Consider the following 19893-nt stretch of genomic DNA (forward strand, 5'->3'; position numbering starts at 1 on the left):
GGTCGCCGGGTCGTAGCCGAACAGCCTGCCGCCCGGCGACGTGCCGCCGTAGACGGTCGCGCCCTCGCCCGCCGCCAGCGTCCAGACGAAGGTCTCGCCCGGCAGGGGGTTGCCGAGGTCCTTGACGCCGTCCTTCTCCGTCCAGCGGAACAAGTGGCTGTTGCCGTACGTGCCGGCGTAGACGCTGCCGTCGGGGGCGGCGTCGACCGCCCACGCCCCGCCCGCGTCCGGCAGGTCGAACCTGGCCACCTCGGCCCCTGTGGCGGGGTCGACGGCGTTCAGGTGGGCGGGGACTCCCGAGGAGGCGCTCCAGATCACGGTCCTGCCGCCGGGGCCAGGCGCGACGACGCCGCCGAGGAGGAGCACGTCCTGCAGGGGAACGCCGAGGTCCTCGATGACGGGAGGCGCGGCATAGGCGGGGGACGCGGTGAACACGGCGGTGGCCGCCATCCCGGCCGCGATCAGCCTGCGAATTAAGGTCATGACCGGAAACCTAAGAACTGGTCTTGATGCCGTCAAGACCTGGATTCCGGTTCAGACCGAATATGGAGGAAGCCGGTCTGCTCCGTCAGGCGTCGCCGGGTGCCTTGAGCTTGTGGGCCTCGGCGATCAGTTCGTAGGAGCGGATGCGGTTGGCGCCGCCGTACACACCGGTGGTGATCATCAGCTCGTCGGCCTGCGTGCGCTCGCGCAGGGCGGCCAACCCGGCGCGGACCTCCGCGCCCGTGCCCTTGACGACGTTGCGGAGGTAGCCGTCGACGAAGGTCAGCTCGACGTCGGAGTACGGGTAGGCCTCCGCCTCCTCGGGCGAGGGAATGGGCGAGGGCCGCCCGCGGCGCAGGCGGAGCATGGCGAGGGCGAGCGTGCGCGACAGGCGGAGCGCCTGCTCGGAGCTGTCGGCGGCGACGGCGCTCACGCCGATCATCGCGTACGGCCTGTCGAGCCACCGCGAAGGGCGGAACGTCGAGCGGTAGAGGTCGAGCGCCGGCTCGGTGTTCTCCGCGCTGAAGTGGTGGGCGAAGGCGAAGGGCAGGCCGAGCAGCCCCGCCAGCTGGGCGCTGAAGCCGCTGGAGCCCAGCAGCCAGATGGGCGGGCGGTCGGCGTTGAGCGGGTAGGACTGCAGGCCGCCGGGCGCCTCGCCGTCGAGGAAGGCGGCCAGCGCGGCGACCTCCTCGGGGAAGGCGTCGGCGTCGCCCCTGCGCATCGCGCTCGCGGTGGCGGGATCGGTGCCGGGGGCGCGGCCGAGTCCGAGGTCGATGCGGCCGGGATGCAGGGCGTGCAGGGTGGCGAACTGCTCGGCCACGATGAGCGGCGGGTGGTTGGGCAGCATGACGCCGCCGGAACCGAGGCGGATGCTCTCGGAGTGGGCCGCGAGGTGCGCGATCAGGACCGCGGGGGAGGAGCTGGCCACGCTCGGCATGCCGTGGTGCTCGGCCACCCAGTAGCGGTGGTAACCCCATCGCTCGGCGTGCCGTACGAGCTCAGTGCTGGTGCGCAGGGCGTCGGTGGCGGTGCCGCCCTCGCTGACGGTGGCCAGGTCGAGGATGGACAGGGGGACGTCGGCCTCGCCTCGCGCGAGGCCCCTGATCTGATCGGTCATTCCTCGGGCAACCAGCGAAAGCGGAGGGTTATTCCATTTCCTGCTCCGCCTGTCGCCTCCGCCGGACAGCAGGCGGCGGCCGCCCCCTGGGGGACGGCCGCCGGCTGGAGGGGCTTACGGGCGGTTCACTCCGAGGGTGTAGGAGCCTGAGCCGCTGTAGGCGTGCACGCGGTAGCGGTAGTAGCCCGCCGAGCCGTTGTAGCTGATCGACTCGTCAGGGTTGGGGCTGTCGCTCGTGGCGACCGTGGCCCACGTGGAGCCGTTCCACTTCTGCAGGTAGAGGTCGAAGTCGACGCCGCTGGGGCCGTCCAGGCAGCCGGCGTGGGTGCCGGACACGGTCGACTGGTAGTAGGAGTTGTTCGGCTGGTACTGGTTGGCGCCACTGGCCAGCGACCCGTTGTAGGTCTCGCGGTAGTTCTGGCAGCCGGTGGGCGGGTTGCCGCCGCCGGTGACCAGGGTGAGCCCGTACGCCGAGAGGATCTCGTTGACCGGCTGGAAGTAGGTGGTGCCGCCCGAGCTGCAGTTGCCCGAGCCGCCCGAGGTGACGCCCTGGGCCTGGTTGCCGGAGATGTAGGAGCCGCCGGAGTCGCCTGGCTCGGCGCACACGCTGGTCCTGGTCACCTCGTTGACGGTGCCCTGGGGGTAGGTGACGCTGGTGTTGAGCTGCTGCACGGTGCCGCAGTGCCAGCCGGTGGTCGATCCGGCCCTGCAGATGGAGGAGCCGACGGGCGCGACGGTGGAGCCGTTGACCGGGATGATGCCCGCGCTGTAGCCGTTCACGACGCCGACGGGGGTCCAGCTGGTGTTGACCTCGACCCAGGCGTAGTCGTTGCCGGGGAAGGAGGAGCCGCGGAAGGTGCCCTGGGCCTGCTGGTTGGCGCCCCGGGTGGTGGCGCCGACGCTCCCGCAGTGCCCTGCGGTGACGAAGCCGCCGTTGGTGCCGGACTTGGTGACGGAGAAGCCGACCGAGCAGCGCGAGCCGCTGCCGATGTAGTAGGCGTCGCCGCCGCGGATGTCGGCGTAGGGCACGGGCTGCTCGTTCGACTGCTCCACCCTGATGAGCGCCTTGTCGGCGCCGCTGGCCGCGATGAACGCCTCGGCGTCGGCGGGCACGGAGGAGAGGATCACGACGCTGTTGGTGGGCACGTCGACGTACCAGACCGGCGCGGTCTTGGGGGCCTTGTCCGCCGCCTTGTCGAGGGCCTCCTTGACGGCGTCGAGCTTGGCCATGGAGTGGGCGACGACCCTGAGCTCGGCTCCGGAGACGCGGCGCTGCGACGGGTTGGTGGTGGCGACGACGAGCGTGCTCTCGGGGCCCTCGACCCAGGCGCCCGCGTAGTCGGCGCCCAGGCGCTTGGCGAGCCCCGGTGCGGTACGGCCGGCCTTCTGCTCGTTGACCAGACGCTTCTTCGCCTGCTCCTCAGTGAGGTTCAGGTCGCGCTGCATGGCCTTGACCAGTCCGTCGGGCGGGTTGCCCGCCGGGGCCGAGGCGACCGCGGGGGTGGCGGTCAGCGCTAACGCGCCGATCGCGATGGCGATCAGCGTGCGGGTGCGAAGCATGGGGGGTCTCCTTCGCTTGCTGGGGGTGCCGTCAACGTAACGGCCGTCCAGTCGGCGGAGGAGCTACCACTTCACCCCTATCGCGGTGTTATGGGGAGGTGCCCCAGCCGGGGTTGCGCACCAGCCAGTCGTGGTAAACGGGGCTGCGCCGTACGGCGTCGGCGTGGGCGGCCTTGGCGTGCTCGGCCACCCACGACGCGCAGGGAGAGGCCGGATGGTGGCCGAGGACCTGACGCCACCGCAGCGGAGCGCCGGCGAGCGGCACCATCACCAGGCCCTGGGCGAAGGGGTGGGTGGCCTGGCACAGCACCACCGCCCTGCCCACCTGGGCCAGGTGGACGCAGGTGGCCACGTCGGTCTCGTACATGGTGGAGGGGGTGAACCCCGCACGTGTGCAGGCGGCGGCGAAGCAGTCGCCGAAGCAGCCGTCGCCAGGGGTGACGGCCCACTGCTCGTCCGCCAGGTCGGATAAGGCCAGCTCCTTCGCGCCGGCCAGCCGGTGGTCCTCGGCGAGCAGGACGAAGACGGGGTCGATCCCGATGGTGACCCAGGTGATGTCTCCTGCGGGCGGTCCCTCGCCGCACGCGCCCGCCAGGACGTAGTCGAGCCTGCCCTGGGCGATCATCGAGGCCAGCTCGCGCGCCGACCACGAGGTGTAGGTGCTGACGGGACCGGCCGCGGCCAGCCGGTCCACCAGGCCGCCGAGGACGGGCCCGTTGGTCGCGCCGATGCGGTAGCCGCCCTCCGTGGCGTTGGCGAAGCGCAGCGCCTCGTCCTGGAGTTCCTGCGCGGCGGGAAGCAGCACGCGGGCGCGCGAGAGCACGAGCTCGCCGAGCGGCGTCGGCCTCGCGCCATAGCGGTCGCGCTCGAAGAGCGTGCCACCGAGCGCGCGCTCGATGCGTTTGAGCTGGGCGGTCAGCGCCGGCTGGGCCACCCCGAGCCGGGTCGCCGCCTTGCTGACGCTGCCCGACTCCGCGACCGCTCGGACGATCTTGAGGTGCCGGAGCTCGAGGTCCATACCGGGAACGTAAAACCGCCACAACGTCCCCGCAATCCCCATATGTCAGGAAAATTGACGGATGTTGTGGGGAGGGTTCTCCGGGTAGGTGAAGGGGCATGGGAATCGATCCAAAGGACCTTTCGGAAGACGACCTGATGCGCGAGCTGGCACACCTCTACCAGACGAGGATGGAGGCGCTCATGCACGGGCCTGACGACGCGCTGGCCCGGCACACCTCGCGCACCAACGAGCTGGAGAGCGAGTACCTGCGCCGCCACCCCGTCCGCGACATCGACCCCGGACGGTTGAGGGAGGGGGCGAGAGCCAGGTGAGCAGGCCCCATGACGTCCAGTCCCTGTCCGGCACCGACCTGACCGTCTACGAGGCCGTCGCGGCCATCGCGGTCGGCGGCGAGGCGGCGTCGCTGCCGGGCGTGGCCGGGATGACAGGGCTGACCGAGGAGCAGACGCGGGCCAGCCTGGCCACCCTCGTGGAGAGAGGCCAGGTGGTGCCCAGCGGCGACGGGTTCACGCTGGGCCGCCACGACTTCGAGGTCGACTACTGACCGAGGGCCCTCAGCACCGCGGCCTGCTCGGCGGTGACCCCTCGGGCCCGCTGGGCCGCGGCCTCGACAGGGTCCAGGCCCGCCGCGCACCAGGCGGCGACCTCCTCGACGGGCACCGCCCCCCACCATGAGGTGACGAGCGTGACCGCGTCGACGCCCGCGCGCGCGGCCTCCGCCGCGGTGAAGCCCAGGGCGGCGAACAGCCGCGCGTCACCGGGGTCGATCCTGCGCCCGGCCCACTCCTCGGCCTCCTGCCCCTCCCATCCGGCGTCGGCGTACCCGCGCGCGACGTCGGCGGGGATCCCCGCGCGCAGCAGGTCCCTGATCGGGCCCGCGGGCACGGCGGGGGCCTTGGAGAACCACGACACCCTCCTCGGCCGCTCGCCGCACAGGTGCCTCCTGGCCGCGTCGTGCGGAGCCACGCCCAGCTCGTGCCAGCGCACCGCCTCGGCGGGCGTCATCCCCGCCCGCTGCCAGGTGATGACGGTCTCGGGCGTGGCCCCCGCCGTGCGCCAGAGCCTGGCGTCGCCGGGATCCTCCACACCGGCCTCCCTCCACGCGGAGGCGTGCGCGGGCTCGAAGCCCGCGTGCCGCCAGCGCCGCATCTCACCCTGCGTGAACCCCTCCCACTCGCTCTCCCTCATGCCGCCACCCGCACCACGCGCGCCCACGGGGGAGCGGGCCGCTCCCCCAGCAGGCAGACGAGCACCTGCGCAGGCGGACGGCGTTCGGGCCACGGGGTGTCGCCGTCGGTGAGGGCGATCAGCACGTCCGGCCTCAGAGCGCGAGCCGCCTCGAACCCGGCCCGCAGATCGGTGCCCCCGCCTCCCACCAGCTCGACGTCGGCGGCCCTGGTGACCCGCTGGACCGGATGGGCCGCCGCGTCGCAGCAGATGACCTCGACCTGCCCCGTTCCGCAGGCGCGCAGGATGCCGTCGATCTCGCCGAGCACCCGCCGCAGCGCGGGCTCGGTGACGCTGCCCGAGGTGTCGACCAGGACGACGACGCGCGGCAGGGGCCGTACCAGCGAGGGCAGCACGACGCCCTGGACGTTGCGCCTGGAGGGGCGCCGGTAGCTGTAGTCGACCCTGCCGGAGGCCTGGGCGAGGCCGCGCCGTACGAGCGCGGACAGCACGGCCCGCCAGTCCGCCTGCGGGCGCAGGATCGACTCGGCCCAGCGCCGCCAGCCGTACGGCGCCTCGCCTCTGATCCGGGAGGCGACCGCCCTGGCCAGCAGGTCGCGCTCCAGCGCGGACATGCCGGCAGGGCCGGTGAACGGCGCGCCCGCGCAGGCCTCCAGCTCGGGCGGCGCTTCGATGAGGTCGAGCAGCCGGTGGTACTCGGCGGCCATCAGGGCGCTCGGCAGGCCCAGCCTGTCGGGGGTGACCGCCGTGGCGGGCGCGCCGTCGAGGTCGTCGTTGATCTCCGCGTCGTGCGCCATGTTCCAGCCGGGGCCGTCCTCTCCCGCTCCGAGGTGCCCGCGCAGGAGGTGTCCGACCTGGTGCAGCAGCGACCAGGCCAGCTCCTCCACGGGCACAGGTCCCGGGCCGAGGTGCAGGTTCCAGTTGGCGTCGGCGCACGCGCCCTCGGCGTCCTCGTGGACCAGGGGGGTCAGCGCGAACAGCGCGGAGGCCAGGTAGGGCGCGCGGGTCGCCGCCAGCAGTCGCGCCGCCGCGAAGCGCTCCATCACGCTCGTGCCCCGCTCATCGCAGCAGTCCCGCCGCGCGCAGGATCGGGGCCAGCTCCAGCATCGCGGAGGGCAGCTGCGCGCCGTACGGGCGGGCGGCCGCCAGCGACCGCGCCGCCCCCGCCGCCACGTCAGGCGTACGGCGGGCGACCCTCGCGATCAGCGGCCAGGCCCGCTGCCAGGTCTCCGCTCCGCCGTCGGCGGCCACGTAGGCCACCACCGAGCCGAGGACCGCGTGCACCCTGTCGAGCCGCTCGGGCAGCGGCGCGCCGGGATCGGACAGCAGCGTCTCGGGGTCGGGCAGGTCGAGGTCGCGCAGCCACGACAGGAGTTCGAAGCCCGCCGCGTCGCCCACCGCGCCCCGCACCAGCTCGGCCGCGACCTCACCGTGCGCGCAGGCCACCGCGGTCGCGGCCAGCTCCCAGGTGCGCGGGCTCGGCCACGCCCTCGCAGGCCCCTCGGGCACGGCGAGCACGAGTTCGGGCCGCACCCGCAGGAACGCACCTACCAGCGCCTTCGCCCGGCCCACCGCCGCGAGCGAAGGCGCGGGCCATGCTCCCACTTCCGGTACGGCGAAGCCGCCGGTGAAGCCCTCGGCCACCGAGACCGCGCTCACCCGCCAGTCGAGGTGGATCAGCCGGTTGGCCAGCGGGGCGGACAGCTCCCACCCGTCGGCGGCCTGCTCGGGCGGGTTGGCCGCGGCGACGATCCGCACCTCTCCCGGCAGGGCCAGGTCGCCCACGGTCCTCTCGAGCACCACTCTGAGCATCGCGGCCTGGACGGCGGGCGGCGCGGTGGTCAGCTCGTCGAGGAACAGGATGCCGCGCCCCGCCCTGGCCAGCCGCTCGGCCCAGCGGGGCGGCGCGAGCCAGGTGCCGCCCTCCCTGATCACGGGAAGGCCCGCGAAGTCGCTGGGCTCCCTGATGGAGCCGACGACCACCTCGACGGGCAGCCCGAGGCTCGCTCCCAGCGCCAGGACCGAGGAGGTCTTCCCCGTTCCCGGCGCTCCCCACAGGATGACAGGGAGGTTGGCGGTGACGGCTACGGCCAGCGCGTCCATGGTGGTTCCACCTCTGTGCGTCAACTGATGTTGACGTCAACTCTGGTTGACGCACAGCGGTTTTGTCAACGTGGTCAGATGGGCCGGATGCGGGACCAGAGGAGGAAGACGCCGCCCACGACGGCCATGGAGATGCCCGTCCAGAGGTTGACGGGGGTGCCGAACACCCCCGCCACGATCAGGATCACCCCGTAGACCAGGAAGAGCCCGCCGATCACCAGCCTGATGTCCTTCACAGGATCACTCCGTACATCGCGATGGCCAGGACGACCGCGCCCGCGCCGAGCAGGACGGGGGGAGCGGTACCACTTCGCGTCTCCCGCGAGCGCGTCGTCCTCGAGGTCGACCGTGAGCCCGTAGACCAGCCCGCGCAGCTCCGACTCCGGCTTCGCCGTGGTGACCAGGGTGACGACCACCGACACGAGCACGTCGACGCCGAAGGCGATGCCCGCGCCCCAGAAGCTGGCGTTGAGCTCGGTGCCGAACGCGACCACGCCGGACTTGTAGAGGATGTAGGACGTGAAGGCGGCCAGCGTCCCCGCCAGCAGGCCCCAGAAGCCCGCCCACGGCGTCATCCGCTTCCAGAACAGCCCGACGATGAACGTCGCGAACAGCGGCGCGTTGAAGAAGGAGAACAGCGCCTGCAGGTAGTTCATGATGTTGCTGTAACCGGCGGCGATGAACGCCGTCCCGACGCCCATGACCACGCCGACGACGGTGGCGATCCTGCCGACCCGCAGGTAGTAGCCGTCGGGGCGGTCCTTGACGAGGTGCGCCTGCCAGATGTCGTTGGTGAAGACCGTGTTGAACCCGCTGATGTTGGCCGCCATGCCCGCCATGAAGGAGGCCAGCAGCCCGGTGACCGCCACGCCCAGCACGCCGTTGGGCAGCAGGTCGCCCATCAGCAGCGGGATCGCGTCGTTGTAGGCCCTGCCCTGCCCGAGATCGCCGAAGAGCACCAGCGCGATCAGGCCGGGCAGCACCGTCACCAGCGGGATGAAGATCTTCGGGTACGCGGCGATGATCGGGGTGAGCCTGGCCGCGTTGGTGTTGCGCGCCGACAGGGCCCGCTGCACCTCGGCGAAGTTCGTGGTCCAGTAGCCGAAGGACAGCACGAAGCCGAGTCCGAAGACGATGCCGATCCAGTGGGCGTGCATGGGGTTGTCGCCTGCGGTGCCCGCCCAGGTGTGCAGGCCGCCCTCACCGAGCGGGCTCTGCCGTACCTTCTCGAACAGGCCCGACACGCCGCCGACCTTGATCAGGCCGAGGACGGTCAGCGGGATCAGTCCCGCCAGGATCACGAAGAACTGCAGCACCTCGTTGTAGATCGCCGAGGACAGGCCGCCGAGCGTGATGTACGACAGCACGATCACCGCGGAGACGACCACGGAGACCGGCAGCGGCCAGCCCAGCAGGGCCTCCATGACCAGCGCGAGCGCGTAGAGGTTCACGCCCGCGATGAGGATCTGCGCCACCGCGAAGGTGATCGCGTTGAGCAGCTGGGTGGCGCCGTTGAAGCGCCTGCGCAGGAACTCGGGGACGCTCCTGACCTTGGAGCGGTAGTAGAAGGGCATCATCACGATGCCGAGGAAGACCATCGCGGGGATCGCGCCGATCCAGTAGAAGTGCACGGTCATCGCGCCGTACTGGGCGCCGTTGGCCGCCATGCCGAGGATCTCGATCGCGCCCAGGTTCGCCGAGACGAAGGCGAGCCCGGTGATCCACGCGGGTAACCCACGTCCTGCGAGGAAGAAGTCGAGGCTGGTGGTGATCCGGCGGCGGGCGGCGAACCCGATGGCCAGCACGGTGGCGAAGTAGATCGCGATGAGGGCGTAGTCCAGCAGGTTGACGTCGAGTCGCACCGCGGCCCGCTACCCCGGAAAATCACCGCATCACCTGGCAAAAATGTGACAAGTTCGCACACCTCTGCGAAAGGGGAGGGTACCGCCACTCCTGACACGGCGATTCAGGGGGCGCGCGGTGAAAGCACAGGTCATCGGCGGTGTGCTGGCCATTGTGGGGCTGCTGGCCGGCTGCGGCACGGCGGGACAGTCCGGCCAGACAGGCGGCGCCAGGGGCGGCACCGCCAGCCCGAACGCCATCGGCTCGATCGACGAGGGCTTCAAGATCGGCCTGTTGCTGCCCGAGTCGAAGACGGCCAGGTACGAGAAGTTCGACAGGCCGTACATCACCGCCGACATCAAGGCCCAGTGCCCCAAGTGCGAGGTCGTCTACAACAACGCCAACCAGGATCCCAACCAGCAGCAGCAACAGGTCGACTCGATGCTGACCAACGGGGTGAAGATCCTCATCCTCGACGCGGTGGACGCCAAGGCCATCGCCTCCTCGGTCGCCAAGGCCAAGAGCCAGGGCGCGAAGGTGGTCGCCTACGACCGGCTGGCGGGCGGTCCCGTGGACGCCTACACCTCCTTCGACAACCTGCAGGTCGGCAAGGCGCAGGGACAGGCGCTGCTGGACGCGATCAAGGCGGGGGGCGACCCCAAGCGCGGCCCCGTCGTCATGGTCAACGGCTCGCCCACCGACCCGAACGCCGCCGACTTCAAGAAGGGCGCCCACTCGGTGCTCGACGGCCAGGTCACGATCGGCAAGGAGTACGACACCCCTGACTGGAGCCCCGACCAGGCCAACACCGAGGCCGCGGGCGCCTTCACCGCGCTGGGGGCCGACAAGGTCGTCGGTGTGTACGCGGCCAACGACGGCATGGCGGGCGGCATCGCCAGGGCCATGCAGAACGCGGGCGTCAAGAAGGGCACCCCCCTGACCGGCCAGGACGCCGAGCTCGCCGCGATCCAGCGGATCCTGCTCGGCACCCAGACGATGACGATCTACAAGCCGATCAGGCCCGAGGCCAAGAACGCCGCCCAACTGGCGATCAGCCTCGCCACGGGGCAGGGCGTCACCGGCACCACCACCGTGGACAACGGCGCCAACTCCGCGATCCCCGCGCAGATCATCGCGCCGATCGTGGTCACCAAGGAGAACATCAAGGACACCGTGATCAAGGACGGGTTCTGGAAGGTCGAGGAGATCTGCACCGCGGCAGTGAAGCCGGCCTGCGTAGCGGCTGGGATCTCCTGAGATGGCTCCGGTCCTCGCCCTCGAGCGCATCTCCAAGCGGTTCGGCGCCGTCCAGGCGCTGACGGACGTCGAGCTCGAGGTCGACGCGGGTGAGGTCGTGGCGCTGGTCGGCGACAACGGCGCGGGCAAGTCCACGCTGATCAAGGTGATCGCCGGGGTGGGCCCTCCCGACGAGGGCCGCATCATGTGGGAGGGCAGGCAGGCCACGATCGCCACCCCCTCCGACGCCCAGGCGCTGGGCATCGCGACCGTCTACCAGGACCTCGCGCTCTGCGACAACCTCGACGTGGTCGGCAACCTCTACCTCGGCAACGAGGTGGCGACGATGGGCGTCCTCGACGAGGTCGCGATGGAGAAGCGCTCGCGCGACCTGCTGGAGACGCTGTCGATCAAGATCCCCAGCGTGCGGATCCCCGTGGCGTCGCTGTCGGGAGGCCAGCGGCAGACGGTGGCCATCTCCCGCTCACTGCTGGGCGACCCCAAGATCGTGCTGCTGGACGAGCCGACCGCCGCGCTCGGCGTCGAGCAGACCGCGCAGGTCCTCGACCTGGTCGAACGGCTGCGCGGCCAGGGGCACGGCGTCATCCTGATCAGCCACAACATGGTCGACGTGAAGGCCGTGGCCGACCGCATCGCGGTGCTCAGGCTCGGCCGTAACAACGGGGTCTTCGACGCGAAGACCACCACCCAGGAAGAGATCATCTCGGCGATCACCGGCGCCACCGACAACGCCGCGTCCCGCAGGAGCAGGAGGCTCAGTGAGTGAATCCCCGGTCGACCCGCGGCTGGTGGTCAGCGAACAGGGTCTCACTGGATATCTGGGCGAGTTCAGGCGGAAGGTGAAGGGCGGCGAGCTCGGCCCGCTGCCGGTCGTCATCGGCCTGATCGTCATCTGGCTCGTCTTCCAGAGCCTGAACAGCCAGTTCCTTTCCGCGCAGAACCTGTCCAACCTCAGCGTCGACATCGTCCCGACCGGGTTGATCTCGGTGGGCATCGTGTTCGTGCTGCTGCTGGGGGAGATCGACCTGGCGGCGGGCGCGGTCAGCGGCGCCTGCGCGGCGGTCCTGGCCGTGCTCAACGTCAACATGGGCATGAGCCCGGGCCTGGCCATCCTGCTCGCCGTCGCCGTCGGCGCCGTGCTCGGCCTGATCCACGGCTTCTTCTTCGCCAAGATCGGGGTGCCCTCCTTCGTGGTCACGCTGGCGGGCTTTCTCGCCTGGACCGGCTTCCAGCTGTGGGTCCTCGGGCCCAACGGCACCATCAACCTGCCGAGCGACGGCTTCGTCGCCGGCCTGACCAGCACCTACTTCATCTACGTGATCGCCGCCTACGGCCTGGCGGCGCTGGGCGTGGCGGGCTTCCTCGCCGTGTCGCTCATCGGCAACAACAGGCGCCGCGCGGCGGGGATCCCGTACAGGACGACGGGCGACATCGTCTTCCGCACAGTCGTGCTCGCGGTGGTGGCCTTCGGCGCGGCCTACATCCTCAACCTCTACCAGGGGCTCCCGCTCGCGCTGCTGATCTTCCTGGTGGTCGTCGTCGGCACGGACTTCGTCCTGCGCCGTACCAGGTACGGGCGCAGCATCTTCGCGGTCGGCGGCAACATCGAGGCCGCAAGGCGGGCCGGCATCAACGTGCCGTTCATCAGGATCTCGGTCTTCGTCATCTCGGGCTCGTTCGCGGCGGTCGGCGGCATCTTCGCCGCCTCCCGCATCTCCAGCGCCAGCCAGGCGACGGGGCAGAGCAACGTGCTGCTGATGGCGATCGCGGCGGCGGTGATCGGCGGTACCTCGCTGTTCGGCGGGCGCGGCACCACGTACTCGGCGCTGCTGGGCATGCTCGTCATCCAGTCGATCGCCTCAGGGATGGCGCTGCAGGGTGTCAGCAACTCCATCCAGTTCATGGTCACAGGCGCGGTGCTGCTGGCCGCGGTGGTCATCGACTCGATCTCGCGCAGGAGCCAGAAGGCGGCAGGCCGGGCGTAACGTGGGGTCATGGCAGACCCCCGGAGTGCCTTGACCCCCGACCAGGCCAGGCGCCGCTTCAGGGCGGGGGAGCGCAGGCCGACAGCGGGGTGGTGCGACGGCTGGACCCAGGCCAACCTGATCGCGGTCCCCGAGAGCCTGGCAGGCGACCTCAAGCTGTTCGCCGAGCGCAACCCGCAGGCCTGTCCCGTGCTCGATGCCGGCGAGCCGGGAGCCACCAGCACCGCGATCTTCAACGGCGACCTGCGCACCGACCTGCCCGGCTACCGCGTCTACCGCGAGGGCAGACCGGTCGCCGACCTCGACGAGGTCGTCGAGCACTGGCGCGCCGACCTCGTCCCCTTCCTGATCGGCTGCAGCTTCACCTTCGAGGCGGCGCTCGCGAGGGCGGGCGTCCCCGTGCGCCACGTCGAGCTGGGCGTCAACGTGCCGATGTACCGCACCAGCGTGGCCTGCGCTCCCGCGGGGGTGCTCCACGGCCCGCTCGTGGTCTCGATGCGGCCGGTGCCCGAGGCGCTGGTGGCCACCGCGATCGAGGTCAGCGGCCGCTACCCCCGGGTGCACGGCGCGCCCGTGCACGTGGGCGATCCCGCCGCGATCGGCATCGGCGACCTGTCGCGTCCCGACTTCGGCGACCCCATCCCCGTACGGCCAGGCGAGGTGCCCCTGTTCTGGGCCTGCGGCGTCACCCCGCAGCAGGCCGTGATGGCCTCCGGCGTCGAGTACGCCATCGGCCACCTGCCGGGCCACATGGCGATCACCGACCTTCGAGAGACCTAGCCAGGTGCTTGGCGGTGTGCGTGGAGGCGTGGACCAGCTGCGCGGGCGTGCCCTCGAAGACCACCTCGCCGCCGTGCCTGCCCGCCTCGGGCCCCATGTCGATCACCCAGTCGGCGCGCTTGACCACCTCGAGCTCGTGCTCCACCACGATGACGGTGTTGCCCGTGTCGACGAGGCGGTCGAGCAGCGCCAGCATCGTGTCGACGTCGGCCATGTGCAGTCCTGTCGTCGGCTCGTCGAAGACGTAGACGTTGCCGCTCTCGCGCAGCCGGTGGGCCAGCTTCAGCCGCTGCCGCTCACCGCCCGACAGCGTGGTGAGCGGCTGGCCCAGCGTCAGGTAGCCGAGGCCGAGCTCGCCGAGCGTCGCCAGCCCCTCGAGCCCGAACAGCTCGTGCGCCTCGTCGGCGGTCATGGCCAGCACGTCGGCGATCGTCCGCCCCTCGTAGCGGTGCGAGAGCGCCTCGGAGCTGTAGCGGCGGCCCTCGCAGGTGTCGCAGACGGTGGTCACCGGGTCCATGAACGCCAGATCCATCGTGATCGTGCCCCGCCCTCCGCACGCGGGGCAGGCGCCGGCCGCGTTGAAGCTGAACAGGCTCGCGTCCACGCCGTTCGCCTGGGCGAAGAGCCGGCGGATCCTGTCCATGAGGTCGAGGTAGGTGGCGGGGGTGGAGCGGATCGAGCCGCCGATCGCCGACTGGTCGATCGCGATGCCCTCGGCGTACGTCATGAGCGTGCTCTTGCCCGAGCCCGCCACCCCCGTCACCGCCGTGAGCACGCCGAGCGGCACCCTGACGCTCACCTTCTTGAGGTTGTGCAGCGACGCCCCCTCGATGGGCAGCCAGCCCTTCGGCTCGCGGGGCTCGGGCTTCAGGCCCGTGACACGCCTGAGCATGCGGCCGGTGAGCGTCCGCGACCTGCTCAGCCGTGCCACCGTGCCCTCGAAGACCACCTCGCCTCCGCTCGCGCCCGCCCCTGGGCCCATGTCGACGACGTGGTCGGCCATGGCGATGATGTCGCGGTCGTGCTCGACGACGATCACCGTGTTGCCCGCGTCGCGCAGTTCGAGCAGCAGCTCGCCGAGCATGTGCACGTCGCGGGGGTGCAGGCCGGCGCTCGGCTCGTCGAAGATGTAGGTCAGCCCCGACAGCGACGAGCCCAGCTGCCGCACGGTCTTCAGCCGCTGCGCCTCGCCGCCCGACAGCGAGCTGGTCGCCCTGTCGAGGCTGAGATAGCCGAGCCCGATCGCCTCGATCCTGTTCAGCGCCTCGATCGCGGGCTCGGCGACGGCGTTGCCGAGCCCCCTGAGGGTCTCGGCCAGGTCGCTGATCTCCATGGCGGAGTGGTCGGCGAGGTTGAGCCCATCGATCCGCGAGGCGAGCGCCGCGGCGTTGAGCCGCCCGCCTGCGCAGGCGGGGCAGGGGCCCTCGGTGATCATTCGCCTGGTCGCCTCGGTGTCGCGCTTGAGGTGCAGGCGGTTGAAGCGGTCCACCACGCCTTCGTAGGTGCCGCGCTCCAGCTTGAACTTCTCGCCGTGCAGGAGCAGGCGCCACTCCCGCTCGGTGAACTCGCCGACCGGCTTGTCCAGGTCGAACAGGCCAGAGTCCGCGTACAGGCGCCAGGCGTAGGAGCCGACGGGGAAGACCCTGATCGCGCCCTCGTTGATCGAGAGCGTCCTGTCGATCGCCAGGTCGAGGTCGAGGCGTACGGCCCTGCCCAGGCCGTGGCACTCGGGGCACATGCCCTGGGGGTCGTTGAAGGAGTAGGCGGTCGCGGGGCCCGCCGACGGCGTGCCGTACCTGGAGAACAGCACGCGCAGGATGGGATGGATCTCGGTCATGGTGCCGACGGTCGAGCGGGCGCCGCCGCCCACCCGCTTCTGGTCGATGACGACCGCGGGGGTCAGGTGGGCCAGCCGTTCGGCGAGCGGGCGCTCGAACTTGGGCAGCCTGTTCCTGATGAAGGCGCCGTAGGTGGCGTTCAACTGCCGCTGAGACTCGGTGGCGACGGTGCCGAAGACGACCGACGACTTGCCCGAGCCCGACACGCCGGTGAAGACGGTCAGCCGCTCCTTGGGCAGGCGGAGGGAGATGTTCTTGAGGTTGTTCTGTCGAAGTCCGGCGAGAACGATGTCCATTGAGCCACTCCCAATAGCTTTGGCTACTAGTATTAGCTTATGTCAGATCGCAGGGCTCGTCGAAGGGCCGAGACGCAGGAGGAGATCCTCGGCATCGCGCTGGAGGTCATGGCGGCCGACGGGGTCGCGGCGCTGAACATGGCGACCGTGGCCAGGCGGCTCGGCATCCAGCCGCCTTCGCTGTACAAGTACTTCCCTTCGAGGGCGGCCGTCTACGACGAGCTGTTCAGGATCGGCCAGGAGGGCTACCTCGACGCCGTACGGCAGGCCGCGCGCGGACACGAGGGCCTGGCCGCGATGGGCGCCTCCCTGGAGGCGGGCGCGCGGTGGATCATGGACCACCAGGTGCTGGCCCAGCTGCTGTTCTGGCGGCCCGTCCCCGGCTTCACACCCTCGCGGGAGGCCTACGCCCCCGCTCTGGAGATCCACCGGCACTTCGCCACGCTGATCCGCGCCGCAGTGGAGCGCGGCGAGGTGCATCCCGACGCGGCGGGCGAGGAGGGCCTCGCGCTGGCCGCGAGCCTGATCGCGGGCGTGATCTCGCAGCAGCTGGCCAACGAGCCTGGCGCCACCTACGAGTCGGGCGCCTTCACCCGGCTGGTTCCGCGCCTTCCCGCCGTGTTCGCGGCGGCATACCCGCCGCCCTGAGCTGCGACTCCAGGTCGGGCGCCCCCCTGCGGTTGTCGATCTCCAGATGAGGTACGGCCGGCGGCTCGTCCACCCTGATCGCCTTCAGGTAGGCGTCGAAAGCCGCCAGCTTGCCGTCGTCCCTGGCCAGGCCCCTGGCTGTCAGGCGCTCGCGCAGCGTGGGCCCGTCGGAGCGGATCCACACCAGGTGGACGGGCGGCCCTCCGAGCTGCTCGACCCACCTCTCCCACAGCGTCGCGGAGTGCACCTGGGAGGTGAAGGGGCCGTCGAGCATGACGGGGCAGCCGTGCCCCCTGATCGTCCTGGCCAGCCTGGTCAGGCCGTCGTACTCGTGCCGCTTCACGTGCTCATCGTACCAGGGGCCCTCGCGCTCGCCCTGGTGCCTGCCGTACGCGCTCAGCACCTCGGTGACGAAGTCGCCGTAGACGGTGTCCTTGTCGAGCAGCGCGGGGACCGGGTCGAGTCGCCCGAGCAGCGCGGCGGCGACGGTCGACTTGCCCGCGCCCGGCGGGCCGCTGATCACCCAGACAGGAACCACAGGGTCAGAGCGTACGCGGATCTGCGTACGCCGGTGCCGCGTACGGGCGGACGCCCTGCCGCCCGTTCGTGGCCAGACTCGGCGCATGCTCACCATGGTCGTGCGTGCCTTCGGCATCCCGGAACTGCGCAAGAAACTGCTCTTCACGCTGGGCGTCATCGTGCTGTTCAGGTTCGGGCAGATCCTGCCGTCCCCCGGGGTGGACACGGCGGCGGTCCGGCAGTGCCTCGGCGGCGCGCGCGGCGGGCTGGTCGACATGGTGCAGCTGTTCAGCGGCGGAGCCATGCTGAAGCTGTCGGTGTTCGCGCTGGGGGTCATGCCGTACATCACGGCCAGCATCATCATGCAGCTGATGGCGGTGCTCATCCCGCGCCTCGAAGCGCTGCGCAAGGAGGGGCAGAACGGCCAGGCGAAGATCACGCAGTACACCCGCTACCTCACCGTGGCCCTGGCCGTGCTCAACGCCACCACGGTGGTCGCGCTGGCGCGGGGAGGCATGCTGTTCCCCGGCTGTTCGCAGCAGGTGCTGTACGACACGAGCCTGTTCGGGGTGAGCGTGCTGGTGGCCGTGCTGGTGGCGGGGACCTGCACGGTGATGTGGCTGGGCGAGAAGATCACCGAGAAGGGGATCGGCACCGGCATGTCCATCCTGATGTTCACCCAGGTCGTCGCCGTCTTCCCCTCCTACATGTCCAACCTCTTCGTGATGAGCCCCTTCACGGCGGTGGTGATCCTCGTCTCCGGCCTGTTCCTGGTGGCGGCCGTGGTCTTCATGGAGCAGGCCCAGCGGCGCGTGCCCGTGCAGTACGCCAAGCGGATGGTCGGGCGCCGCATGTACGGAGGGACCAACACCTACATCCCGCTCAAGGTCAACCAGGCGGGCATCGTCCCGGTGATCTTCACCTCGTCGCTGCTCTACATCCCCACGCTGGTCGGCGGCCAGGTGCCGTGGATCAACCAGTACCTCGCCGGCGACCACCCGCTCTACATGCTCGTCTTCTTCCTGCTGATCGTCGGGTTCGCCTACTTCTACGTCTCGATCACCTTCAACCCCATGGAGGTGGCCGACAACATGAAGCGCTACGGCGGCTTCGTGCCGGGGATCAGGCCCGGACGGCCGACCGCGGAGTACCTGGGCTTCGTCCTGTCGCGGCTGACCGCGCCTGGGGCCCTCTACCTGGGTGTGCTGGCCCTGGTGCCGCTGGTGGCCTTCGCGCTGCTGCGCGACCCCTCCACGCAGCAGAACTTCCCCTTCGGGGGGACGAGCGTGCTGATCATGGTGGGGGTGGGCCTGGAGACGGTGAAGCAGATCGAGGCCCAGCTCCAGCAGCGCGCCTACGAGGGCCTGCTCAGGTAGGCCGGCTTCGGTCAGGAGGGCAGGACCAGGCCCGCGCGCATGGCGAAGACCACGAGCTGGGCCCTGTCGCGGGCGTGCAGCTTCACCATGGCCCTGCTGACGTGCGTGCGGACGGTGTCGCGGCTGATCACCAGCTCCTTGGCGATCTCCTCGTTCGACCGGCCGGTCGCCACCCACGCCACCAGCTCCCTCTCGCGAGGGGTCAGGGTGTCGACGCCGTCCACGGGCTCCGCGCCGCCGTGCCTGCCGAACAGCCCGATGACCTTGCGGGTGATCGCGGGGGAGAGCAGCGCCTCGCCCGCGGCCACCACCCTGATGGCGCTCACCAGCTCGTCGGGGGCGCTGTCCTTGAGCAGGAAGCCGCTCGCCCCGGCCTGCAGGGCGGCGAAGACGTACTCGTCCACGGCGAACGTCGTCACCACCACGATCCTGGTGCCGTGGAGGGAGGGGTCGGCCGCGATGGCGCGCAGGACCTGCAGGCCGTCCATGCCGGGCATCCTGATGTCGAGCAGCAGGACGTCGGGGCGCTGCCTGCGCACCAGCGCCACCGCCTGCCCGCCGTCGGCCGCCTCACCGACCAGCTCGAGGTCGGCCTCCCTGGCGATGAGCGCGCTGAGCCCCATCCGCACGACCGCCTGGTCGTCGGCCACCCCGACCCTGATCACACGTCCGCCTCCCACGCCCGCACCCTCCCGCCCGGGGGTCATGCGGTCGTCCCTGAGGTCACGCGGTCGCCCGCGGGAAGCGGGCGATCACCTGGAAGCCGCCGCCGTCCCTCGGGCCCGCGGTGAACTGGCCACCCGCGTTCCGCACCCGCTCGCGCATCCCCGCCAGCCCCCTGCCCTCGCCTGCCTCCGTGACGCCGATGCCGCGGTCGGCCACCTCCAGCACGAACTCGCAGGGGTCGTTGGCCACCCTGACGAGCGCCCTGGTCGGCCCCGCGTGCCTGATCACGTTCGTCAGCGACTCGCGCACCACCCGGTAGACGGTGCCGCGCAGGTGTGAGGGGACGGCGAGATCGCCGGGCTCCATGTCGACGGGCAGCCCCGCCGCCCGCACGCCGTCGATCAGGGCCGGCAGGTCGTCGCGGCTCGCGACCGACTCGCCTGGGTCGATGAGATCGAGAGCGGCCCGCAGCTGGGCCAGCGCGCCGAGGCTGGTCTCGCGGATCGCCCGCAGCGACTCGCGCGCCTGCTCGGGGCTCTCCTCCAGCACGAGCAGGGCGAGTCCCGCCTGCATCGCGATGGTCGAGAAGCCGTGTCCCGCCGCGTCGTGGACCTCGCCGGCGATCCTGGCCCGCTCCCGCGCCAGCTCCCGTGCCACCGCCGCGCCGTCAGCGCGGGATGCCTCGCCGGCACCGGGCGAACCCCAGGCCGGGCCCGGGATCTGCGATCCGGAGCCGCCCGCTGCGTGGGGAGGCGGGGCGGAGATCCCGCCGGTGGCGTGGGCGGCGAGGCAGGGGAAGCCGCCGTCTCCCGCGTAGGCCGCGGGCTGGGGGCCTGGCCAGGCGTCGGATGCTGTGGCGCCGCGGGTGAACCCGGCCCAGCCCCGTCCGGGCTTCGGCGGGGCGGTGAACGTCCGGGTCTCCGCGCGATGGCCCACTGCCGTCTCCGCGGCTCCCTGCGGGCTCTCGTGTCCCGCCGCGATCGCCGCTCGGGCCTGGGCCAGACCGCTGAGCGACAACGGGACGGCCAGCCAGCCCGCCCACACCAGCACGAGCACGGCGGGCATGTCGCCCAGGCGGGCAGCACGGGACACCGCCGCGGACATGGACTCCCACAGGCGGCGGACAGGGCGTCGTTCCCGTGTCACCATTCCGCCCCGATCCTAGCCAGTTTCAGGGGGAGCGGTTCGCCGACATCCCCTGCCCGCCGCACGAC

At 71.2% G+C, this 19893-nt stretch carries 19 protein-coding genes; 8 read left to right on the forward strand and 11 right to left on the reverse strand.

All coding sequences use genetic code 11. The annotated features are described in order from the left end of the window. Positions 1-568: 568 nt before the first annotated feature. The 3 genes from ABFX55_RS48815 to ABFX55_RS48825 all read right to left on the reverse strand — a co-directional run bounded on the left by ABFX55_RS48815 (position 569) and on the right by ABFX55_RS48825 (position 4178). Positions 569-1600: an LLM class flavin-dependent oxidoreductase gene (locus ABFX55_RS48815; protein ID WP_346130995.1), complete on the reverse strand. Its 1032-nt coding sequence runs from the start codon at positions 1598-1600 to the stop codon at positions 569-571. Positions 1601-1714: 114 nt separating this feature from the next. Continuing rightward, positions 1715-3160, reverse strand: coding sequence for an alpha-lytic protease prodomain-containing protein (locus ABFX55_RS48820; RefSeq protein ID WP_346130996.1), 1446 nt, complete (start codon positions 3158-3160; stop codon positions 1715-1717). Between the two features lie 88 nt (positions 3161-3248). After that, positions 3249-4178 (reverse strand): LysR family transcriptional regulator, encoded by a 930-nt coding sequence (locus ABFX55_RS48825; protein WP_346130998.1) that lies wholly within the window; start codon positions 4176-4178, stop codon positions 3249-3251. Between the two features lie 98 nt (positions 4179-4276). Here ABFX55_RS48825 and ABFX55_RS48830 point away from each other — a divergent pair, with 98 nt between their 5' ends. Together ABFX55_RS48830 and ABFX55_RS48835 are read left to right on the forward strand one after the other, a co-directional pair. Beyond that, the gene (locus tag ABFX55_RS48830; RefSeq protein WP_346130999.1) at positions 4277-4492 is read left to right on the forward strand and encodes a DUF6158 family protein; all 216 of its coding nucleotides are present in this window, start codon (positions 4277-4279) and stop codon (positions 4490-4492) included. Further along, positions 4489-4725 (forward strand): hypothetical protein, encoded by a 237-nt coding sequence (locus ABFX55_RS48835; RefSeq protein ID WP_346131001.1) that lies wholly within the window; start codon positions 4489-4491, stop codon positions 4723-4725. The genes ABFX55_RS48830 and ABFX55_RS48835 overlap by 4 nt, the downstream gene beginning before the upstream one ends. On the opposite strand, the gene ABFX55_RS48840 is transcribed toward ABFX55_RS48835, so the two are convergent. The 4 genes from ABFX55_RS48840 to ABFX55_RS48855 all read right to left on the reverse strand — a co-directional run bounded on the left by ABFX55_RS48840 (position 4719) and on the right by ABFX55_RS48855 (position 9334). Further along, positions 4719-5369 (reverse strand): hypothetical protein, encoded by a 651-nt coding sequence (locus tag ABFX55_RS48840; protein WP_346131002.1) that lies wholly within the window; start codon positions 5367-5369, stop codon positions 4719-4721. The genes ABFX55_RS48835 and ABFX55_RS48840 overlap by 7 nt on opposite strands. Continuing rightward, a complete protein-coding gene (locus tag ABFX55_RS48845; protein ID WP_346131491.1) occupies positions 5366-6412 on the reverse strand; it encodes a vWA domain-containing protein in 1047 nt (348 codons plus the stop codon). The genes ABFX55_RS48840 and ABFX55_RS48845 overlap by 4 nt, the downstream gene beginning before the upstream one ends. Positions 6413-6428: 16 nt before the next feature. Beyond that, positions 6429-7472 carry an AAA family ATPase gene (locus tag ABFX55_RS48850; protein ID WP_346131004.1) on the reverse strand — a complete coding sequence of 348 codons (1044 nt, stop codon included), beginning with the start codon at positions 7470-7472 and terminating at the stop codon, positions 6429-6431. Between the two features lie 74 nt (positions 7473-7546). Next, on the reverse strand, positions 7547-9334 hold the full coding sequence (locus ABFX55_RS48855) for a sodium:solute symporter family protein (protein ID WP_346131006.1): 1788 nt from the start codon (positions 9332-9334) through the stop codon (positions 7547-7549). 118 nt (positions 9335-9452) lie between these two features. On the opposite strand from ABFX55_RS48855, the gene ABFX55_RS48860 reads away from it, so the two are divergent. From ABFX55_RS48860 to ABFX55_RS48875, 4 genes are read left to right on the forward strand one after another with little or no spacing between them, the layout of a single operon-like run. Further along, positions 9453-10571 carry a sugar ABC transporter substrate-binding protein gene (locus tag ABFX55_RS48860; protein ID WP_346131008.1) on the forward strand — a complete coding sequence of 373 codons (1119 nt, stop codon included), beginning with the start codon at positions 9453-9455 and terminating at the stop codon, positions 10569-10571. A 1-nt stretch (position 10572) separates the two neighbouring features. Next, a complete protein-coding gene (locus tag ABFX55_RS48865) occupies positions 10573-11337 on the forward strand; it encodes an ATP-binding cassette domain-containing protein (protein ID WP_346131009.1) in 765 nt (254 codons plus the stop codon). Further along, positions 11330-12556 carry a sugar ABC transporter permease gene (locus tag ABFX55_RS48870; protein WP_183658381.1) on the forward strand — a complete coding sequence of 409 codons (1227 nt, stop codon included), beginning with the start codon at positions 11330-11332 and terminating at the stop codon, positions 12554-12556. The genes ABFX55_RS48865 and ABFX55_RS48870 overlap by 8 nt, the downstream gene beginning before the upstream one ends. A gap of 9 nt (positions 12557-12565) precedes the next feature. Further along, positions 12566-13336, forward strand: coding sequence for a putative hydro-lyase (locus ABFX55_RS48875; RefSeq protein ID WP_346131011.1), 771 nt, complete (start codon positions 12566-12568; stop codon positions 13334-13336). Here the strand turns inward: ABFX55_RS48875 and ABFX55_RS48880 are convergent. After that, positions 13314-15470, reverse strand: coding sequence for an ATP-binding cassette domain-containing protein (locus ABFX55_RS48880; protein ID WP_346131013.1), 2157 nt, complete (start codon positions 15468-15470; stop codon positions 13314-13316). The genes ABFX55_RS48875 and ABFX55_RS48880 overlap by 23 nt on opposite strands. A gap of 39 nt (positions 15471-15509) precedes the next feature. Between ABFX55_RS48880 and ABFX55_RS48885 the strand changes: the two genes are divergently transcribed. After that, a complete protein-coding gene (locus tag ABFX55_RS48885; RefSeq protein WP_346131014.1) occupies positions 15510-16118 on the forward strand; it encodes a TetR/AcrR family transcriptional regulator in 609 nt (202 codons plus the stop codon). Here ABFX55_RS48885 and ABFX55_RS48890 read toward each other — a convergent pair. Beyond that, positions 16060-16656, reverse strand: a complete 597-nt coding sequence (locus ABFX55_RS48890; RefSeq protein WP_346131016.1) for a P-loop nucleotide/nucleoside kinase family protein — start codon at positions 16654-16656, stop codon at positions 16060-16062. The genes ABFX55_RS48885 and ABFX55_RS48890 overlap by 59 nt on opposite strands. Positions 16657-16741: 85 nt before the next feature. Between ABFX55_RS48890 and secY the strand changes: the two genes are divergently transcribed. Then, positions 16742-18013 (forward strand): preprotein translocase subunit SecY, encoded by a 1272-nt coding sequence (secY, locus tag ABFX55_RS48895; RefSeq protein WP_346131018.1) that lies wholly within the window; start codon positions 16742-16744, stop codon positions 18011-18013. Positions 18014-18024: 11 nt separating this feature from the next. Here the strand turns inward: secY and ABFX55_RS48900 are convergent, their stop codons facing one another. Together ABFX55_RS48900 and ABFX55_RS48905 are read right to left on the reverse strand one after the other, a co-directional pair. Continuing rightward, the gene (locus ABFX55_RS48900) at positions 18025-18720 is read right to left on the reverse strand and encodes a response regulator (RefSeq protein WP_379479177.1); all 696 of its coding nucleotides are present in this window, start codon (positions 18718-18720) and stop codon (positions 18025-18027) included. 16 nt (positions 18721-18736) lie between these two features. Further along, the gene (locus ABFX55_RS48905; RefSeq protein WP_346131021.1) at positions 18737-19783 is read right to left on the reverse strand and encodes a sensor histidine kinase; all 1047 of its coding nucleotides are present in this window, start codon (positions 19781-19783) and stop codon (positions 18737-18739) included. Positions 19784-19893: the final 110 nt, after the last annotated feature.

The organism is Nonomuraea roseola (assembly GCF_039535395.1).
GTDB lineage: Bacteria > Actinomycetota > Actinomycetes > Streptosporangiales > Streptosporangiaceae > Nonomuraea > Nonomuraea roseola.

Coding starts and splice junctions, on each gene's coding strand:
- ABFX55_RS48815 (WP_346130995.1), bottom strand. CDS start 1,600: ATGACCGATCAGATCAGGGGCCTCGCGCGAGGCGAGGCCGACGTCCCC.
- ABFX55_RS48820 (WP_346130996.1), bottom strand. CDS start 3,160: ATGCTTCGCACCCGCACGCTGATCGCCATCGCGATCGGCGCGTTAGCG.
- ABFX55_RS48825 (WP_346130998.1), bottom strand. CDS start 4,178: ATGGACCTCGAGCTCCGGCACCTCAAGATCGTCCGAGCGGTCGCGGAG.
- ABFX55_RS48830 (WP_346130999.1), top strand. CDS start 4,277: ATGGGAATCGATCCAAAGGACCTTTCGGAAGACGACCTGATGCGCGAG.
- ABFX55_RS48840 (WP_346131002.1), bottom strand. CDS start 5,369: ATGAGGGAGAGCGAGTGGGAGGGGTTCACGCAGGGTGAGATGCGGCGC.
- ABFX55_RS48845 (WP_346131491.1), bottom strand. CDS start 6,412: ATGGAGCGCTTCGCGGCGGCGCGACTGCTGGCGGCGACCCGCGCGCCC.
- ABFX55_RS48850 (WP_346131004.1), bottom strand. CDS start 7,472: ATGGACGCGCTGGCCGTAGCCGTCACCGCCAACCTCCCTGTCATCCTG.
- ABFX55_RS48865 (WP_346131009.1), top strand. CDS start 10,573: ATGGCTCCGGTCCTCGCCCTCGAGCGCATCTCCAAGCGGTTCGGCGCC.
- ABFX55_RS48875 (WP_346131011.1), top strand. CDS start 12,566: ATGGCAGACCCCCGGAGTGCCTTGACCCCCGACCAGGCCAGGCGCCGC.
- ABFX55_RS48880 (WP_346131013.1), bottom strand. CDS start 15,470: ATGGACATCGTTCTCGCCGGACTTCGACAGAACAACCTCAAGAACATC.
- ABFX55_RS48885 (WP_346131014.1), top strand. CDS start 15,510: ATGTCAGATCGCAGGGCTCGTCGAAGGGCCGAGACGCAGGAGGAGATC.
- secY (WP_346131018.1), top strand. CDS start 16,742: ATGCTCACCATGGTCGTGCGTGCCTTCGGCATCCCGGAACTGCGCAAG.
- ABFX55_RS48900 (WP_379479177.1), bottom strand. CDS start 18,720: ATGACCCCCGGGCGGGAGGGTGCGGGCGTGGGAGGCGGACGTGTGATC.
- ABFX55_RS48905 (WP_346131021.1), bottom strand. CDS start 19,783: ATGTCCGCGGCGGTGTCCCGTGCTGCCCGCCTGGGCGACATGCCCGCC.